We start from the raw sequence: 18,211 nt of genomic DNA, 5'->3' as shown, positions 1-18,211 counted from the left end.
GGCATTTAGGCCATGTATATCGTAACAGGTGGAGCCGGTTTTATCGGGGCCAATATTGTGGCCCAGCTTAATGCCCAAGGCATTAGCGAGATTCTGGTGGTAGATAACCTGGAAAAAGCGGATAAGTTCCTCAATATCCGCGATCTGGAAATTGCCGACTTTATGGATAAACGGGAGTTCCGGGAACATCTGGAAAATGACCTGTTTGCCAATCTGCCCATTCAGGCCATCTTCCATCAAGGGGCTTGCTCCGACACCATGGAGTATAATGGCCAGTATATGATGGATAACAACTTCACCTACTCCAAAGTTCTGCTGCATCGAGCTGTTGAGTGGAAGGTGCCGTTCATCTACGCCTCCAGCGCGGCCACTTATGGCGATAGTGAGATCTTTATTGAATCGCCAGAAAATGAACGCCCACTCAATGTTTACGGATACTCCAAACTACTCTTCGACCGCTATGTGTTACGCAACATGGCTGAAATTGATACCACGGTTGTTGGCCTGCGCTATTTTAATGTCTACGGCCCCCGTGAAGGGCATAAAGGCAAAATGGCCTCCCAAGCTTTTCAGCTCCGTAATAAAGTCCTGGCCGACGGTGAAGCCCGCCTGTTTGAAGGAACCAATGGCTATGGTAATGGTGAGCAGTCCCGTGACTTCATCTATGTAGAAGATGTCGCCCGGGTCAACTTGCATTTGGCCCAGAGCAAAACGCCCATTAAAGGGGTATTTAATTTAGGGACCGGTAAGAGCCGTAGCTTTAATGCCGTGGCACAATCAGTGATCGATAGCCTCGGCAAAGGCAGCATCAGTTACTTCCCCATGCCAGAAGGCTTAAAGGATAAATACCAGAACTTTACACAAGCAGATATGACCCGCTTCCGTGCAGAGACCGGCTATACCCATGCCTTTACAGAGCTGGAAGAGGGGGTTGCTCACTATATGAACCATCTCCAGGAAAAAGCGTGAGCGAAGTTAATACAGACGAACCCTTATTGATCATTGCACCCGCTTGGGTGGGGGACATGGTCATGGTAAGCGCCATGACCTGCCATGTGGCGCAGCAGTTTCCAAACCGGGCCATTGATCTTTTGGCCCCAGCTTGGACCCTGCCCATTGTACGCCGCCTACCCCATGTGCGGGATGCGATTGAAATGCCTCTGGGTCATGGCGCCTTTGCCCCACGCACACGCTGGCGTATTGGCATTGATCTACGAGACCGCAGTTACGGCCAAGCGATTATTTTACCCCGAGCCTGGAAAGCGGCTCTAGTACCTTATGCCGCTGATATTCCTGTACGAACAGGTTTTTTAGGGGAGGTCCGCTATGGCCTGCTTAATGATATTCGTCGCTTAACCAAAGCCCACCTACCAAGAACGGTGGACCGCTTTATGGCCCTGGCAACCCCAGCCGATCAGCCATTCACGCCCCCTCCTCTACCCAACCTGGAACTGAGCTATGATCATCAGGCCGGATATGCGGTACTCAACCGTTTTTTGGATGAAGACGCCCAAACACAATCATGGGTAGCCCTCTGCCCAGGTGCAGAATATGGCCCAGCCAAGCAGTGGCCAGCAAGCCACTTTGCTCAAACTGCAAGCGCGATTCTCAAAGAAGGGCATGGCGTCATGCTGCTTGGCTCCCAAAAAGATGCCCCCATATGTGAAGAGATCCTTAATCAAGCCGAGATAACAGGCCCTCTCTTGTCCCTGGCCGGTAAAACCAGCCTTAATGAAGCGGTGGACCTGCTCTCTGTGGCCAAGACGGTTATCACCAATGATAGTGGTTTAATGCATGTTGCAACAGCTGTGGATAGCCATGTCATTGCACTATTCGGCTCTTCAGATCCTGGCCACACCCCTCCTCTGTCTGACCAAGCGGATACATTGTGGCTCGGCATGCCCTGCTCCCCTTGTTTTAAGAGAGAGTGCCCAGAAGGTCATCTAAACTGCCTGTTAGAGATCACACCCCAACAGGTTTTGGCAGTGTGGCACAACCAACTGGGCAAGATGGATCATGGCGCATAAGCAACGACACAGCCGAACGCGTATACTCCGCCACCAGGGCGAGTGGTTCCTACTCAAAGCGCTATTAACCCTGCTCCAACACGGCCCCATTGAACAAGCCTTAGCCCGCACCCGCCACCTGGCACGCTGGGCTATGCCCCTCCTTAAAAACAACCATCACTGGGCAGACACCAACCTACAACTGGTCTACGGCCCCAACTTAACGGCCCCCCAGCGTCAACGCTTGGTACAGCTGGTGTTTGAAAATATTTTCGTCAGCCATGTTGAAGGATTCCGTGCAGCTGACATTACCTTTGAGCAGACGGACCCCACCCATTTGCATGAGGCCATGGCGATGGGGCGCGGTGCTTTGGCCTGCAGCCTCCACCTGGGCTCTTGGGAACCTGCCATGGTAGAGATTACCCAACAAGGTATTCCCTTAACCGTGGTCTATCGCCATGCTAACAATCCAAAAGTAGAAGCTATTTTTAGACAAATTCGGATTAAGCATCAGCTTCATTTGGTTCGTAGAGACCAGCCACGGGCGATCCTTCAGTCACTTAAAGAAAAGCGTATGATTGGCCTTATGGTGGATATCAACACATTACATCACGGCATTACAGCGCCTTTTCTCGGTTTACCGGCTCAATCTCACCCTGGCACAGTGAAAATGGCGCGTAAATATGGCGCACCTATTGTTCCAATGGTGTGTATTCGCACGGCACCAGGCAAAGCCAAGCTTTGTGTTCAACCCCCTCTATTTGCGGATAAGAACGAGAGCGACAGCGAGCTGATGCTCCGGCTATACAAGCAACTAGAGCCCTTCTTACTGGACCATGCGGAACAATACAACTGGCTACATGGTCGTTGGCGGGCCCGCCCCGATGGCCGCGTTTGGAGCCGCAGCACCCCTGTTCAAGAGATTCTCAAGGAACGCACCACCCCCTTTTTAGAACCGACTGAACAGGTGATGGAGCTCATTCGATGAGCCGCCTTTTGCTGGTCAAATTCTCCTCTATGGGGGATCTGATTCATGCTTTACCAGCCGTGACTGATGCGGTAAATGCCATACCCAACCTACAGTTGGACTGGGTGGTTGAGGAGGCCTTTCAAGCGATTCCAAGCTGGCACCCTGGGGTTAATCATTGCCATGTCATTGGGTTAAGACGCTGGAAAAAAGCCCTTTTACGTCGTGATCACCGCCGTGAGATCGGTGCGTTTATCAAACAGGTCCGACACACCCCCTATGACACGGTTTTGGATGCCCAAGGGTTAATGAAATCGGCCTTAACAGCCCGCTTATGTGCCCCAGCCACTCCCCTTCACGGTCCTTCTAAAAGTTGGGCACGTGAACCTTTAGCCTGCCACCTTTACCATCAGCCCCACCCGGTTACTAAGCCAGACCATGTCATCACTCAACTCAGACAGCTCATGGCCTTAACTCTGGGCTATAGCCTGCCTACGAGCGCTGCTGACTTTGGGATTGTCCGTGATCGGCTACCCGATAGACCCGCTTGGTGGCTTATCTCTGGTGATAAACAGGAAACACCCTATCTGATTTTTCTCCATGGTGCCGGCTGGACCAGTAAGGCTTGGCCTGAACCTTATTGGTTGGACCTAGCTAAACAGCTTGGACAGATGCATAAAATGCCTATTTTGCTTCCCTGGGGTAGTGCAGAAGAGAAACAGCGCGCTCTACGTATTGCCGCAGCCGAAAAATGGTGTCGTGTTTTACCCAAAATGGATATGCAGCAAGTTGCGGCACTCATTGCAGATGCGACGGCAGTGATCGGCTTGGACTCAGGTTTTGGTCATCTGGCAGCGGCTTTGAACACCCCCCATGTCACTCTTTATGGCGCCACAAACCCTGACTACTCTGGAGTAGCAGGGCAAGATGGGGTACTTTTACGATCCAAACGCACCTGTGCCCCCTGCATGAAACGTGTTTGTCCACTACCGGCTGAACAACAGGGGATCAACCCTCCCCCCTGTTTTGAAACACTTCCCCCCCAAGCGGTTGTACAAGCCATAACCCAGGCCATGGAGGCGAACCATGACGCATAAATGGCCGATTAGTGGGGTAATTATTACCTTAAATGCGGCTCATCAACTGGAACCTTGCTTACACTCTTTAGCCTCATGCTCAGAGATCGTGGTGGTTGACTCCGGTTCAACAGATGGCACACAGGCATTGGCTGAAGCTTATGGCGCACGGGTCATTCACCAAGAGTGGTTAGGGTTTGGCGCTCAAAAACAGTTTGCAACACAACAGGCCACGCAAGATTGGGTTCTATGCCTGGATGCTGACGAGCGCATATCGACCGAGCTACACACCAGCATTGATCAGCTTTTTTCTTCGCTGCCGCCGCCCCTACATGCCTATGACATGCCCCGCTGCAACCGCTTTATGGGTCGCTGGTTACGTCATGGAGAAGGGTACCCAGACCCCAACCTACGACTGTTCCACAAAGATCAAGCCCACTGGAGCCAAGACCCTGTTCATGAACATGTACAGACAGAAGGCCAAGTCGGAAGGCTCAAAGGGGATATCCTGCACCACTCTGAAGAGAGCTTGGAAAGCTATTTAAGCAAACAGAATCGCTATACAACGCTCCAAGCCCAACAGCTTGCCCAAGGCAAACCGATCGCAGCACATAAAATTTATCTCAGCCCTCTGTTCCGATTCATTAAGTTCTATCTGATCAGACGCGGCTTTCAGGATGGTCTACCAGGGTTGGTCCATATTACTGTGGGTTGTTTTAATAGCTTTATGAAATATGCCAAAACCTACGCCAGACAGCAGCAAGAGATTGATACGTCTTAAATTCACATTATACACGTTTTAAAATCCTCACTTCATAGATGTTTTTATGGCTAATGACAGAGTTAACATCCATTTTTTCTAGGATTCTTTCTCTTTTTTTTTAGTCAAATCAACAGGGAGCGGGGGGAGAGCATCTAAAAATCATTGAGATTCAGAGCATGACCCTCCTGAATTTCATATTCAAACAGATGGAGAGTGTCATGCTATCGTTCATAACGCATATGCAGTTACGCCGTAAGCTCCTGATCACCTATCTTATCATGGCTTTTGTCACTGCCATCACAGGCATGGCTGGCATTCACTACACCGACCTGGTCGGCCATCATGGTACCGAAGTTGGCATTAAACTGGCCCCTTTGGGGGATGCCGCCATGGAGGTCAAGCTAACCGCGACAGAAGCTCATTTGTTGATCGAAGAAATTTTATCGGGTGATACAACAGAAAACATCGACGAAGCTTGGTCGTTATTGGATGCCAGTTCATGGTATGCCAATGCCATCATTAACGGCGGGAAGAATGATGAAGGGCACTTTCACCCAACTGAAGATCCACGCGTTGTTGCCAAGATGCAAGAGGTCCAAAAAAAGCTCATCACATTCAGAACCATTGCACAAGAACGGTTCGATGCCATGGCCAATACCCAAGTAACAGGGAGTGGCGTGGACCAATCCTTTGATGCTCAGTATGAGTCCTTACAAACAGGGATTGATGCTTTAATCTCACACCCCTCTGCCACAACGCACCCAACTCAACAACTAAAAGCGGCTCTGGCAAAATACTATCTGGCAGATGCTCACCTGTTTTTGGAAGAGCTCCTGGCTGGGGACGAAGCAGTTAAGATACAGGAGGTCTTGGCTCAATTTAGCCAAGCCGAGCAGTTACTTCAAAAAACCGAACAACCATGGTCTGAAGCCAAAAACGCTCAGTTAAGTCAGACGGCCAAAATGCTTAAAACCACCGCCAATACACGGTATAAGCAGAGTTTGGTTGTAATGGGTGCTGGCAGCAGTATGGACCAAAAGTTTGATGCAACCTTTGAGGCCTTTATAAACAGTGCCGACCAAGCGGAAGAGTTTGTGCACAGCAGTATGGATGAAGGCATGGCCCGTGTTGAGGCTGAAATTCAAACCGCCAAAAAAATCCTCTTCATGGTGACTGTTGTTGCCATCTCTATCGCCATAGCCCTTGCCTTTATGGTTGCCCGCTCTGTTGTTGATCCCATTATGGCTTGTGCATCCATCGCTAGCCGCATTGCTAAAGGCGATTTAACCTGCAGTATGAAGCTGGGTAGAAAAGATGAAATCGGCGAGTTAGCCGATGCACTGGATCATATGACAGACAACTTAGCCAAACTGGTGCACACATTGGTGGCATACGCCACTGAGCTGGGTGGGGATGCCTCTAAGCTATCGAACCTATCCCTTGAGCTAACCGATGGCTCTTCACACCTGAACAATCGCTCTAACGAGGCCTCTGAAGCCACCCGTTCGGTCTTTGACCGGGTGGGAAGCATCGTCCACAGTAGTGAAACCGCATCTCAGGATCTAAACACCATCGCTTCAGCAGCAGAGGAGATGAGTGTCAATATGAGCACCATAACCTCAGCTGTGGAAGAAGCTTCAACCAACCTCACCATGGTTGCCGGTGCCTCTGAAGAGGCCAACAACACCATGCGTGCTGTGCAGGACACCATGAACCAGAGTAAAGAAGGGGTTAATCAAGTGGCCTCAGCCATTGAAGGGATCCGAGGTACCTTGAACGATATCCGGGCCCAATGTCAGACCACGGCTGGTGATTCTCAAGAGTCTGCACAACATGCAGAAAAAGCGGCGCACATTTTAGAGGGCCTGAAGGACTCCACCCAAAACATCGGCAAAGTCATTGCTATTATTAACGACATTGCCGACCAGACGAACATGCTCGCCCTTAACGCTTCCATTGAAGCTGCTGGTGCAGGAGAAGCCGGTAAAGGCTTTGCTGTGGTCGCTAATGAGGTCAAAGAGCTGGCCAGCCAAACTTCAGATGCAACCCAAACCATTGCGCAGAATATTGAAGCCATACAACAAGGCAGTAATGAGGCCTACCAAGCCAGCAATGAAATGTTGGGCCGTATTCGTCGCATAAGTCATGGTAATGATGAGATTGCATTCTCCATTGATACGCAATACACCACTTTGGATGGTGTGAGCAGCTCCATTGGTAACATTGCTCAACAGACCAATGAAGTCGCAGACCGCATGGAGGAGGCCGCGCAGCGTATGACAGAGTCCAGCACCAACCTTAGTGAGGTTTCACAGGGGATTAACGAAGTGACCCGTAACGTCAGTGAAATTTCTCATGCGGTATCTGAAGTAACGCAAGGTGTGGCCAAAGCTTCCCACGGCAGTGGCACCATTACAGAAAATGTCAATCACGTTGCAGATAACACCAAAAACCTACAAACCATGGTTACCATGGTAGAACAAACAGCTGAGCAATTTTCGGAGATCAGTTCATCCGTTAAGAACCATGCCGACCACATGGCAAATATTGGTGTTGGGCTAAATCAGACATTGACCGTTTTTCAGTTAGAACATAACCCAAAAACCTAAAAATCATCCGCCCCCCCCCTTTCACTTCGACAAGAGAAAAATGAAGCAAGGGGGGGCATACTCCAAAAAAACCAACACCTTACATATTCACCCTAAAAAAAGTATGAGATTATCCTTAAAACAACCAATCAACTCGTACTTATACTTATTATCATTCTTACTTGGTATGCTTTTGGGCTTTTCCTCACCTTAAAAGACAGACCATAGGCTTTTGAGAGCAGATAGAAAACAAAAAGGGCCTCCCAAAAATGGGAGACCCTTTGTCCGGCCTATAAGCCTTAAAAATAGAGTATGTGCGACTCTTGCTGACCCGGTTTCTCTCGGCGGGTTCTTTATCGGCCCCTGTATTTTGATTTTTGTGGTTAAGCTTTGATTTTATTATTAAACCACATTTTTGTCAGGGTGCCGCTATAAGCTGTTGCAGTGAAATTTTTACCATTATTTCATAGGTCAATGCAAGCTAAAAGCACAGATCCCATACAACAACACTGTTTTTTTTTGTTGGTTTGTTTGTTTTTCAGCAAGCTTTAAACTAGCAAAAATCAAGCTTTTCCGCCAATAAAAAGATTCGATCTTCATCTGATCATGCTAATGCTCTAATAAACAAAAACAGGCGCACTTCAACTGCCTATTTTTGCACCAGATCGCCAGAAAAATAACTATAGATGCGTATTAAAGCTTCAATACCTGTATGCAACGTTGGCAAGTGGATATTTTCATCCGGGGCATGGCACTTCGCATCGGGCAAGGCAAAACCGATGAGGACAGGTAAAGCTCCCAGGGCTTCATGCAACGCTGCGACAACTGGGATGGTGGCCCCCTCCCCCATCAGTAAGGGTGCTTCACCAAAAGCCTCTTCCAAGCCACGACGGACCGTCTGCAGCACAGGGTGTGAACCATCTACTCGGATACCACGCCCGGAACCCGGCAGTTGCTTTACCTCTAAATGGGCATGTGGTGGCAGATGGGCCAAAAGGTGCTGCTCAACCACAGAGAGAACATGGGCAGGATCCTGATTGGGCACCAGCCTCATGGAAAGCTTGGCATGGGCCTGAGCAGGTAAGACCGTTTTAACACCATCACCATTGTAGCCACCCCACAGACCATTGATCTCCAAGGTTGGGCGCATCCAGAGCCGTTCAAGCAAACTATAATCAGGATCACCCCAACTCTCGCTTATTCCAATTTCCTGACGCCACAGGGCTTCATTGAAAGGGATGAGAGACAACTCATCGGCAATCGTGGGGGTAACCGGTAAAACACCCTGGTAGAACCCCTCAACCAACACACGCCCCTCGTCATCTTTAAGCGAGGTCAACAGGCGGCTCATCATCTCCAGAGGGTTGGCCACAGCACCACCAAAGGTGCCCGAGTGCAGATCACGTTTTGCTGAACTTAACGTCAGCTCCATTAAAGCCATACCACGCAAACTGGTGGTGATGGCCGGACGCCCCTCATCCCACATCGCGGTATCAGAAAGCACCAAGAGATCACACTTAAGAGAGGCACCGTAACTGGCGAGGAACCTTTGCAGGTTAGGGCTAACAATCTCCTCCTCCCCCTCCACCAGAAAAATAATGTTGTAGGGGATATCCACACCGCAACGCAGCAAATGAGCAATGGCAGCAACATGCATGAACAGCTGCCCTTTATCATCTGTTGCACCACGGGCAAAGAGCCGCTGATCCCGAATTTCAGGGTCAAAAGGAGGTGTGGTCCATAGCTCAACTGGTGTTTCTGGCTGAACATCATAGTGACCATAGATCAGAACAGTGGGGAGGCTCTCATCAACCATACGCCGCCCAACCACGTAAGGGGGCGCACCAGGAATGCTTAAAAGCTCAACCTCAGACAAGCCCGCCCAACGCAACTGGTCTGCCGTATAGGCCGCACAGCGCTGTAGATGTTCAGCATAGCTTGGATCAGCAGAGACGGAGGGGATCTTAAGATAGTCGATCAGACGTGAAAGATGCTCCTGACGGAGCTTTTCATCCGGAAAGGGGGGGACAGAAAAGGACTCCACTCACTTTTTCTCTTTCTTATCCTTAAGCTCTTTAGGGCTCATGATCTGTTTAAGCTTGGCACAACCCGCACTGATCTCTTCCCACCGCTCTGGCATCTCTAACTGTACGACTGTTGCCGTTTTAATGAGGCCAAAGCCAAACATGCCACTCTGTTTATTGGGACCGACCAGATAGGAGAGCAGCAGTTCCAAGCCCGGGTTATGTCCCACCAGCATGACACGCTTACTGCCTTTACCAACCTCACTGAGAACTTCAATCAGATCTTCTAGGGATGCACCGTAGACACGATCATCCCAAACAAGCTGTTTCTTTTTTATGCCCAGCTCTTTGGCAACCGCCACCATCGTCTGTTTGGCACGCTCAGCCGGAGAGCATATAACCAGATCTGGTGTCATGCCCTGTTTCTCGACCCAACGCCCCATACGTGGCGCATCTCGACGGCCACGTTTAGCCAACGGACGTTCAAAGTCCGTCGGTGCATCCGTATCCCAAGCAGATTTTGCATGTCGGAGTATGATTAACTGGCGACCCATTCCAACTCTCAATCAACATCTAAATGTTGAAACAATACCCGTCTTAAAGAATGTGACCCTCATAAGGTAAGAAGGCTCAACAGACCTTGGCTATGAAAGCCCCGGGTAATTATTAACCCTAATCAAGCATAAAACGCTGCATCATAACATGAAAAACAGCCACAAGACACCAAGCTTTTCATCACAGCATCGGAAAAAAGTCATGCAACTGTTACATACAGCTGCCTCAATTTTTCCGCTACATTTATTTAAAGCAGGAACAATGTACCACGTATAGTCAGACAAAAGTATCTTCAAAAGTCTCCGCAATTTCAGGAACAATAAGCATCCATCCTACGCATCACTTTTTTGATAGATAAAGGAGAGCCAGGTGAGATGAAACAACACGAGAACACACCCCCTACCCCAGCCTATTTTCACAATAAAACGGCTTCAATCTTTTAAAGATTATGGCTTGCACTTTTTTTATGCAACTAAACATAACCACACACTTTTCACACCCTATGATGTTGTGGCATATAGCCCCTACAGATCTTTAAGAGTATGCTAAGACACCTTTTTATACCTGACTGAAGGATTTCATCATGCGTGTGGCCATTATACGACAGCGATATACCGACTTCGGTGGTGCTGAGCGTTTCCTGGGACGCGCAGTAGATGCCCTAGCACAGCGCGGAGTGCATATCACCATGCTGGCTCGTGACTGGCCAGAACATGCGAATCGCCACCTGATCAACCCCAAATATATAACCCGAACCGGGCGGGATCGTGGATTTGCACAGGCTGTCTGCAACCATTTAAAGAATGAGAAATACGACCTGGTGCAATCGCATGAGCGCATACCTTGTTGTGATCTTTACCGCGCAGGAGATGGTGTACATAGAGAGTGGTTAAAACAGCGAAAACGCTTTATGGGCTGGAAAGCAGCTTGGGCAGACCGTATGCCCTATCATCGTTATATCTTAGATGCTGAATCTCGACTCTTTAATAGCCAACAGCTTAAAGCCGTTGTCTGTAACTCCGCCATGGTAAAGCAGGAGTTGATGGATCACTTTGACATGCCATCCCATAAACTCCATGTCATCTATTCAGGTATTGACAGTGACCGCTTTCATCCAGACCTAAAAGAACACCGTCACTCCGTACGAGAGCAGTGGAAAATTCCTCAGGATGTACCTCTTTTTCTTTTTGTTGGATCGGGTTTTGAGCGCAAAGGGGTTGGCCCCCTTCTCCAAGCCTTAGCTCAAATGCCGAAGCAGGCCTACTTACTTATTGTTGGTAAAGATAAAAAAAGGTCTGCTTATCAAACACTGGCTAAAAAACTTGGCCTATCTGCCAGAGTACGCTTTTGCGGCCCACAAAAAGATGTTCGCCCTTTTTATGGTGCTGCGGATGGTGTTGCACTGCCCACTTTATACGATCCCTTCCCCAACGTTGCCTTAGAAGCCATGGCGTGTGGATTACCCCTGCTCAGCTCCACCAAAAGTGGTGCTATGGATCTGATCGAGTCCGGTCACAATGGCTGGCTCTGTGATGCCCTGGACATAGAAACCATGGCACAGCATTTACTCAGTATGTGTGATACCACCCGCAACACCAACGTGGGCAAGGCAGCCCGTGCCACAGTCGAACCGTTAAGCCTGGATGCCATGGCAACCCAAATGGAAGATCTTTATACACACCTACTCAATCCATAAGGGTTTGGCACAATAAACAGACCCTCAAGCGCTTTCTCTTTGACCAATGGCTTAAATCAGAGTACAAGAGTGGGTTTTTCGCCATAACGCTATCTGCAGCGGAGCCCCATCCCATGTCCCAGGACGTCTACCCCATCGAAAAACTGCGCAACATTGCCATCATCGCCCACGTGGACCATGGCAAAACCACCCTGGTGGACAAACTGCTGCAGCAATCTGGAACCCTTCAACAGCGCGGTGAAGCCACTGATCGGGTCATGGACTCTAATGACCTTGAAAAAGAGCGTGGCATTACCATCTTGGCCAAGAATACGGCCATCTACTGGAACGGTTACCGTATTAACATTGTGGATACCCCTGGACACGCCGACTTTGGCGGTGAGGTTGAGCGGGTACTCTCCATGGTAGACTGTGTTCTACTGCTGGTAGATGCGGTGGAAGGCCCCATGCCCCAAACCCGCTTTGTGACCCAAAAGGCTTTTGCTCAAGGGTTGAAGCCCATTGTGGTTGTCAACAAGATTGACCGTGATGGCGCCCGTCCTGATTGGGTTCAAGATCAAACCTTTGATCTGTTTGATAAGCTGGAAGCAACCGACGAGCAGTTGGATTTTCCCATTATCTACACCTCTGCTTTGCGCGGCTTTGCCACAGAAGATCCCACAGAAGAGACCGACAACATGGATGCGCTGTTCCAAGCCATCGTTGATAATGTCTCTCCTCCAGACGTTGATCCTGATGGCCCCTTCCGTATGCAGGTCACAGCCCTCGATTATAACAGCTATGTGGGCATTATCGGCATTGGCCGTATTGAACGCGGAACCATTAAAACCAACAGCCCCGTAACCCTGATCGATGGCGACGGCAGCCAACGTAATGGGCGCATGCTGCAACTATTTGGCTTTCTTGGGCTGGATAAGGTTGAGGTCCCTGAAGCTAAAGCCGGGGATATTATCGCCTTTACCGGTATCGAGAAATTGCGCATTTCTGAAACGATTTGCCATCCCGACTCCTTGGAACCTTTACCTCAGCTGTCGGTTGATGAACCAACCGTAAGTATGACCTTCCAGGTGAATGACTCCCCCTTAGCCGGTCGTGAAGGTAAATTTGTAACCAGCCGTCAGCTACGTGACCGTCTGCTTCGTGAGCTGGAGACCAATGTTGCTCTGCGTGTTGAAGAGCTGGATGACCCAGACAAATTCAGGGTCGCCGGGCGTGGTGAGCTGCACCTGGGTATTCTGATCGAAAATATGCGTCGTGAAGGCTTTGAACTGGGGGTTTCCCGCCCAGAGGTCATCGTCAAAGAGATTGATGGTGAGAGAAAAGAGCCTTACGAGCAGCTGACCGTGGATATCGATGAAGATAGCCAGGGTAAAGTGATGGAAGCCCTGGGTGAACGCAAGGGTGACTTGGTCAACATGGTCCCAGACGGCCGTGGCCGGGTACGAATTGATTATATGATACCTGCCCGTGGTTTAATTGGCTTCCTCACTGAGTTCCGTACCATGACCTCAGGTAATGGTTTAATGTACCACGTGTTTGACCATTTTGGCCCTTATGTGACAGAGTCCATTGGTCAGCGCTCACGTGGCGTGTTGATTGCCAAAGATTTGGGAGAAACGGTCGCCTTTGCACTCTTTAACCTGCAAGAGCGTGGACGCTTGTTCACGGGTCCTGGTGAAAAAGTGTATGAAGGCATGATCATCGGCATAAACAGCCGTGCTCAAGATCTAGTCGTCAACCCTATGAAAGCCAAACAATTAACCAACATCCGCGCGGCTGGTAGTGATGAAAACATCAACCTGACACCAGCGATCAAGTTTACCTTGGAAGAAGCGCTGGAGTTTATTGATGATGATGAGCTGGTTGAAGTAACCCCTAAGACCATTCGCCTACGTAAGCGTTTTCTGTTGGAGCATGAGCGTAAAAGAGCCGCAAAAAAGGTCTAATCCAACAGCGAAGATCAAGCAGCACCAAAAAGAGCAGCCCAATGGGCTGCTCTTTTTTTGTCTGTTCAACAAGAATTTCTCTCGAATAACAGGCCAATTCATCCTGGTAAAAAAGCGGTGCTCTCCACCTTATTGGATGTCAACTTATCCGCATGCCAATAACAGACACAGAGCGTTCTTGTATTTAATACCCGATATTCATTCAATTTTCATTTACAAGAAGAGCACTTCTTATTCACACACTGTCCCACCTTACTTAACCAAAACGTTACAATGATTATGCTACGATATCACACGCTTACCCTATGTTCAGCAGCAGTTGTAGCCGTGGCTGCAATAGCACGTTAAAATCGTCATTACGTCCTTTTTCGAACTAGGGAGTTCTACATGAAAAAGCTGTTTGTTGCCGCTGCTATGGTTAGTATGGCCATGGCTGCTACTCAAGCTGAAGCCCGTGACCAGATCCGTATCGTCGGCTCTTCCACGGTTTTTCCTTTTGCAACCACTGTGGCGGAACAGTTTGGTCGTTCCACCGCCTTTAAAACCCCTGTGATTGAATCAACAGGTTCTGGTGGGGGCCTTAAACTGTTCTGTTCTGGTTTGGGTTTTGACCATCCTGACATTACCAACGCTTCTCGTCGGATCAAAAAGTCTGAAATCGAGCGTTGCGCCAAAAACGATATCAAAGAGATCATCGAAGTTAAAATTGGCTATGATGGGATTGTGCTTTCCAATGCCAAAACCTCTCCTTTGATGAACGTGACCCTGCGTGATATTTTTCTGGCCCTGGCTAAAATGGTACCAGATGCCAGTGGAAATCTTATAGCTAACCCCTATAAGACCTGGAAAGAGGTCAACAACACGCTACCCAACACCCCGATTGTCGTGTTTGGCCCTCCCCCAACCTCTGGTACACGTGATGCATTTGCCGAGTTGGCAATGGAAGGTGGCTGTAAGACTTTTCCAAGCATCAAAGCTATGAAGAAGAAGAATAAAAAGAAGTACAAAGCTTTGTGTCACGGCGTTCGTGAAGATGGTGCCTATGTAGAGGCTGGTGAGAACGATAACCTGATCGTTCAAAAGCTGTCAGCCAACCCCATGGCACTGGGCATCTTTGGCTATAGCTTCCTTGAGCAAAACTCCGATAAGGTGCAGGGAAGTTTCATTAAAAACACCCCGCCTACTTTTGAAAATATTGCCGATGGCAAATACCCTGTTTCCCGCTCTCTCTTCTTCTACGTCAAAAAGAAGCATGTGGGGCTGGTTCCAGGTATTCAGGAGTACTTAAAAGCGTTCTCCAGTGAACAAGCCTGGGGAGATGAAGGCTACCTCGCTGACAAAGGCCTTATCCCTATGCCAGCAGCTGAGCGTAAAAAGTTCATGATGGATGCTAAAAATTTGAACCCCTTAAAGATGTAAGTTCAGAGGGTGTTCGGAATGAATAAAAAGGGTGGCCATGCAAGGCCACCCTTTTTTTGTAACCTTATGGCGCCCAAACAGCATGAGCATTTTCAGACCACAGCCTAGCCGTCAGTCTTATTCCATACCACACTTAAAGAGATTTGATAAATACAGCTAACCACATAATCTATATTAATTTTATGATTCAAGCCCACCAGGGCAAGTGCACAGATATGGTACGACAAACCGGATACACATACTTAGTACGCTCCTACAAAAAACGCTTTATTACGAAAACAAAAAAGCAGGGGCCCTTTTCAAACGGCAAAGCTGGAACGATCTAGCCAATCGATATTCATCACGAAGCGCCCTCTGTTGCGACCCTATTCAAACGGACCAACGACCGACCTATTGATCTCCCCCCCCCTCAACACCACACCTTGCCCTGATGCGATGCCCCCTACCGTTTGATCCATGCAACCCAACAATGACACGTTAAACCTTACCCGACTAAGGAGAGCTGCACAGACGATATCGATGTAGAATCAGCCAACCTAAGAACCATATAAAGCCAAGGGGCCATAAAAAAAGGCTTCCTCAGAAAGGAAGCCTTTTTAAAACCTAAACCACGGATGAAGCCTTACTCATCAGCAGGAGCAACCACGGTCAAACCAAACATTTTCCACATCTGCATACCACCACGATAATAGATCAGCTTCTCTTTGGGGTAGCCCACTTCGAGTAGACCTCTAATGGCGGTTGGGGACTGGCCACACCAGGGGCCATTGCACCACAGAACAAGATATTTAGCGTTGGCAAAGTTGCCATCCTCAACCCCAAACTCAGCTAAAGCTTCTTCAATAGCAACTTCATCCGCGCCCAGTTGAGGACTAACATCGGTGTAAGGGATGTTGATGGAGCCAGGAATGGTTCCTTTAGCGTGCCAGTCTGGGGTACGTGCATCAACCAATAAACCGGTTCCATCTGCAACGTATGAGGTCATAAATTCGATCACCTCAACCTCACCAATGGTACGCACACCATCCGCAACATCCATAGGCATTGCACAGAAAGGAGGGCACTTCCGTGAGGTCTTCGCAAAGCCTGCATCAATAACTGCAGCCTGATCCTGATTACGCAAGACTTTAACCATACCAGCACCGTGTTTAACCTCCACAGAGCCGATTGATCGGGTAATGTTAACCTCTAGACCCGTATCCGGTGCAGGACCGCCCCCCTCTCCTTCTGCCATGGCATTCATGGACATCATGGCCATACCCATACCTGCAATCAGTGCTGTCAGCTTTTTCAACATCTGCATCTCCTCATCGACACCCAGATAGGACCTGAGCTTCAGCTCAGATCTATATTATCCGCACACACAGGACTTTCCCCCATCCAGTGATGTGCGGTCCTTTACGGTTAAGAATAAAATTGAAAGCTGCAAAAACCATCATACTGTACGATGAATACATGCTATTTAGCTTTCACACTCCATCATGCACTTTCCATTTTTACAAACGCAAATGTTTTTTACTAAAAAATCTCCTTAATTCAACCTCTCCATTTTAAACTATAAAAAGCAAAAAAGACTGCTTCCCTATTAGAGATAGCAGTCTTTCTTATACATGCATCAACTTAGCTATGGCATAAAAACCAAGACGCCATACTCAGCTCATGGGGTAACGACCGTTGAACTGGTGACATCACCTTTAGGGCGCTTACCATGCATATGCTCCCCTTCAATAATGTAGTACACATTTTCCGCAATATTGGTCACATGATCACCAATCCGCTCTACATTTTTTGCAATGAATAGAAGGTGGGTATAGGGGGAGATGTTACGGGGGTTCTCCATCATATAAGTGAGATATTCCCGGAAAACACTATTAAACAACTCATCGACCTCAATATCCTTACGCCATACTTTCATGGCCAGTTCAGCATCACCACGCTCAAAAGCCTCCATGACCATCTCGATCATGCCCTGGACAGAACGGACCATCATATTTAAAGCACTAATCCCTGATCCTGGAGGGTTTTGAATCAAAGCTAACGCACGCTTGCTAATATTGGCACTCAGGTCCCCCATACGTTCCAAGTCAGTGGCCGTTTTCATGATCGATACGACACGCCGTAGATCATCTGCTTTGGGCTGACGCAAAGCAAGAATACGAATAACCTGATTTTCAACATCCCACTCTAACTGATCAATATTTTGATCTTTTTCTATCACATGCAGAGCATCTTCAGATTCCAAAGTAGAAACGGATTCAATGGCAAGCTTTAACTGAGTGTGTACGTCATTGGCCATTTTAATAACCAGTGCGTTGACCTCTTTCAACTCTTCATCAAAAGCTTGTATGGTGTGTTTACGCATAATTCCCTCCATGATTTCCCTACTTAACCAAAGCGACCAGTAATATACCCCTGGGTCCGCTCATCGGAGGGGTTGGTAAAGATTTTTTCCGTTTCATCTACTTCCACCAAATCCCCTAAATGGAAGAAAGCGGTATGCTGAGAAACCCGTGCCGCTTGCTGCATTGAGTGCGTCACGATAACAATGGTGTAGTTATCACGAAGCTCATCAATCAACTCTTCAATTTTTGCTGTGGCAATGGGGTCCAAAGCAGAACAGGGTTCATCCATCAAGATGACCTCTGGACTCACCGCAATGGCCCGTGCAATACAAAGCCGTTGTTGTTGTCCACCAGACAGCCCAGTGCCAGGTGAATCCAGACGGTCTTTCACCTCTTTTAGCAAGCCAGCTTTCTCCAGTGACTCCATGACAATCTGGTCCAACTCCTGGCTATTTTGTGCCAAACCATGAATACGAGGGCCATAAGCGACGTTGTCATAAATGGACTTTGGAAACGGATTTGGTTTTTGGAAGACCATACCTACCCGTGCCCGTAACTGCACAACATCCACATGTTTGTCGTAAATATCATCACGATCCAGGGTTATTTTACCGACAACACGGCACCCCTCAATGGTGTCATTCATACGATTTAAACAGCGTAAAAAGGTACTTTTGCCACAGCCAGAAGGACCAATAAGCGAGGTCACTTGTCGTGGAGGGATACTAAGATTAATCCCACGTAAGGCATTGTTATCACCATAAAAGACTCCGCAATCTTGAGCCAGCATTTTGGGGATTTCAGCCTCACTATTGTTTAGCGCTTCTGC

14 protein-coding genes are annotated in these 18,211 nt (G+C 48.5%); 9 read left to right on the top strand and 5 right to left on the bottom strand.

The genetic code is table 11. From position 1 onward, the window contains the following. The first annotated feature begins 12 nt into the window (after positions 1-12). The 6 genes from rfaD (at position 13) to V5T57_RS12620 (ending at position 7,421) form a co-directional block, all read left to right on the top strand. The gene (gene rfaD / locus V5T57_RS12645) at positions 13-969 is read left to right on the top strand and encodes an ADP-glyceromanno-heptose 6-epimerase (protein WP_332891586.1); all 957 of its coding nucleotides are present in this window, start codon (positions 13-15) and stop codon (positions 967-969) included. Beyond that, on the top strand, positions 966-2,027 hold the full coding sequence (gene waaF / locus V5T57_RS12640) for a lipopolysaccharide heptosyltransferase II (RefSeq protein ID WP_332891585.1): 1,062 nt from the start codon (positions 966-968) through the stop codon (positions 2,025-2,027). The genes rfaD and waaF overlap by 4 nt, the downstream gene beginning before the upstream one ends. Continuing rightward, positions 2,017-2,994: a lysophospholipid acyltransferase family protein gene (locus V5T57_RS12635; protein WP_332891584.1), complete on the top strand. Its 978-nt coding sequence runs from the start codon at positions 2,017-2,019 to the stop codon at positions 2,992-2,994. The genes waaF and V5T57_RS12635 overlap by 11 nt, the downstream gene beginning before the upstream one ends. Beyond that, positions 2,991-4,070 (top strand): lipopolysaccharide heptosyltransferase I, encoded by a 1,080-nt coding sequence (waaC, locus tag V5T57_RS12630; RefSeq protein WP_332891583.1) that lies wholly within the window; start codon positions 2,991-2,993, stop codon positions 4,068-4,070. Before V5T57_RS12635 ends, waaC begins: the two co-directional genes overlap by 4 nt. Next, positions 4,060-4,830 (top strand): glycosyltransferase family 2 protein, encoded by a 771-nt coding sequence (locus V5T57_RS12625; RefSeq protein ID WP_332891582.1) that lies wholly within the window; start codon positions 4,060-4,062, stop codon positions 4,828-4,830. Before waaC ends, V5T57_RS12625 begins: the two co-directional genes overlap by 11 nt. A 200-nt stretch (positions 4,831-5,030) precedes the next feature. Then, a complete protein-coding gene (locus tag V5T57_RS12620) occupies positions 5,031-7,421 on the top strand; it encodes a methyl-accepting chemotaxis protein (RefSeq protein WP_332891581.1) in 2,391 nt (796 codons plus the stop codon). 628 nt (positions 7,422-8,049) lie between these two features. On the opposite strand, the gene V5T57_RS12615 is transcribed toward V5T57_RS12620, so the two are convergent. Both V5T57_RS12615 and V5T57_RS12610 read right to left on the bottom strand, forming a co-directional pair. Beyond that, on the bottom strand, positions 8,050-9,444 hold the full coding sequence (locus V5T57_RS12615; RefSeq protein ID WP_332891580.1) for a dipeptidase: 1,395 nt from the start codon (positions 9,442-9,444) through the stop codon (positions 8,050-8,052). Beyond that, a complete protein-coding gene (locus tag V5T57_RS12610; protein ID WP_332891579.1) occupies positions 9,445-9,978 on the bottom strand; it encodes a SixA phosphatase family protein in 534 nt (177 codons plus the stop codon). Positions 9,979-10,562: 584 nt separating this feature from the next. Between V5T57_RS12610 and V5T57_RS12605 the strand changes: the two genes are divergently transcribed. From V5T57_RS12605 to V5T57_RS12595, 3 genes are all read left to right on the top strand, one after another. Next, positions 10,563-11,675, top strand: a complete 1,113-nt coding sequence (locus V5T57_RS12605; protein WP_332891578.1) for a glycosyltransferase family 4 protein — start codon at positions 10,563-10,565, stop codon at positions 11,673-11,675. Between the two features lie 113 nt (positions 11,676-11,788). Next, a complete protein-coding gene (gene typA / locus V5T57_RS12600) occupies positions 11,789-13,621 on the top strand; it encodes a translational GTPase TypA (RefSeq protein WP_332891577.1) in 1,833 nt (610 codons plus the stop codon). A 387-nt stretch (positions 13,622-14,008) separates the two neighbouring features. Next, positions 14,009-15,040 carry a PstS family phosphate ABC transporter substrate-binding protein gene (locus V5T57_RS12595; RefSeq protein ID WP_332891576.1) on the top strand — a complete coding sequence of 344 codons (1,032 nt, stop codon included), beginning with the start codon at positions 14,009-14,011 and terminating at the stop codon, positions 15,038-15,040. A 622-nt stretch (positions 15,041-15,662) separates the two neighbouring features. On the opposite strand, the gene V5T57_RS12590 is transcribed toward V5T57_RS12595, so the two are convergent. The 3 genes from V5T57_RS12590 to pstB all read right to left on the bottom strand — a co-directional run bounded on the left by V5T57_RS12590 (position 15,663) and on the right by pstB (position 18,172). Continuing rightward, complete coding sequence (locus V5T57_RS12590; protein WP_332891575.1) at positions 15,663-16,337, bottom strand: rhodanese-like domain-containing protein; 675 nt, start codon at positions 16,335-16,337, stop codon at positions 15,663-15,665. Positions 16,338-16,697: 360 nt separating this feature from the next. Next, positions 16,698-17,402 carry a phosphate signaling complex protein PhoU gene (gene phoU / locus V5T57_RS12585; RefSeq protein WP_332891574.1) on the bottom strand — a complete coding sequence of 235 codons (705 nt, stop codon included), beginning with the start codon at positions 17,400-17,402 and terminating at the stop codon, positions 16,698-16,700. Positions 17,403-17,425: 23 nt separating this feature from the next. Continuing rightward, positions 17,426-18,172 (bottom strand): phosphate ABC transporter ATP-binding protein PstB, encoded by a 747-nt coding sequence (gene pstB, locus V5T57_RS12580; RefSeq protein WP_332891600.1) that lies wholly within the window; start codon positions 18,170-18,172, stop codon positions 17,426-17,428. Positions 18,173-18,211: the final 39 nt, after the last annotated feature.

The sequence above is a fragment of the Magnetococcus sp. PR-3 genome (genome assembly GCF_036689865.1).
In the GTDB taxonomy this organism is placed as follows: domain Bacteria; phylum Pseudomonadota; class Magnetococcia; order Magnetococcales; family Magnetococcaceae; genus Magnetococcus.
This window is presented reverse-complemented; position numbering and strand designations above follow the sequence as displayed.

Coding starts and splice junctions, on each gene's coding strand:
- waaC (WP_332891583.1), top strand. CDS start 2,991: ATGAGCCGCCTTTTGCTGGTCAAATTCTCCTCTATGGGGGATCTGATT.
- V5T57_RS12610 (WP_332891579.1), bottom strand. CDS start 9,978: ATGGGTCGCCAGTTAATCATACTCCGACATGCAAAATCTGCTTGGGAT.
- rfaD (WP_332891586.1), top strand. CDS start 13: ATGTATATCGTAACAGGTGGAGCCGGTTTTATCGGGGCCAATATTGTG.
- V5T57_RS12590 (WP_332891575.1), bottom strand. CDS start 16,337: ATGTTGAAAAAGCTGACAGCACTGATTGCAGGTATGGGTATGGCCATG.
- pstB (WP_332891600.1), bottom strand. CDS start 18,172: ATGCTGGCTCAAGATTGCGGAGTCTTTTATGGTGATAACAATGCCTTA.
- V5T57_RS12635 (WP_332891584.1), top strand. CDS start 2,017: ATGGCGCATAAGCAACGACACAGCCGAACGCGTATACTCCGCCACCAG.
- V5T57_RS12595 (WP_332891576.1), top strand. CDS start 14,009: ATGAAAAAGCTGTTTGTTGCCGCTGCTATGGTTAGTATGGCCATGGCT.
- typA (WP_332891577.1), top strand. CDS start 11,789: ATGTCCCAGGACGTCTACCCCATCGAAAAACTGCGCAACATTGCCATC.
- phoU (WP_332891574.1), bottom strand. CDS start 17,402: ATGCGTAAACACACCATACAAGCTTTTGATGAAGAGTTGAAAGAGGTC.
- V5T57_RS12620 (WP_332891581.1), top strand. CDS start 5,031: ATGCTATCGTTCATAACGCATATGCAGTTACGCCGTAAGCTCCTGATC.
- V5T57_RS12605 (WP_332891578.1), top strand. CDS start 10,563: ATGCGTGTGGCCATTATACGACAGCGATATACCGACTTCGGTGGTGCT.
- V5T57_RS12625 (WP_332891582.1), top strand. CDS start 4,060: ATGACGCATAAATGGCCGATTAGTGGGGTAATTATTACCTTAAATGCG.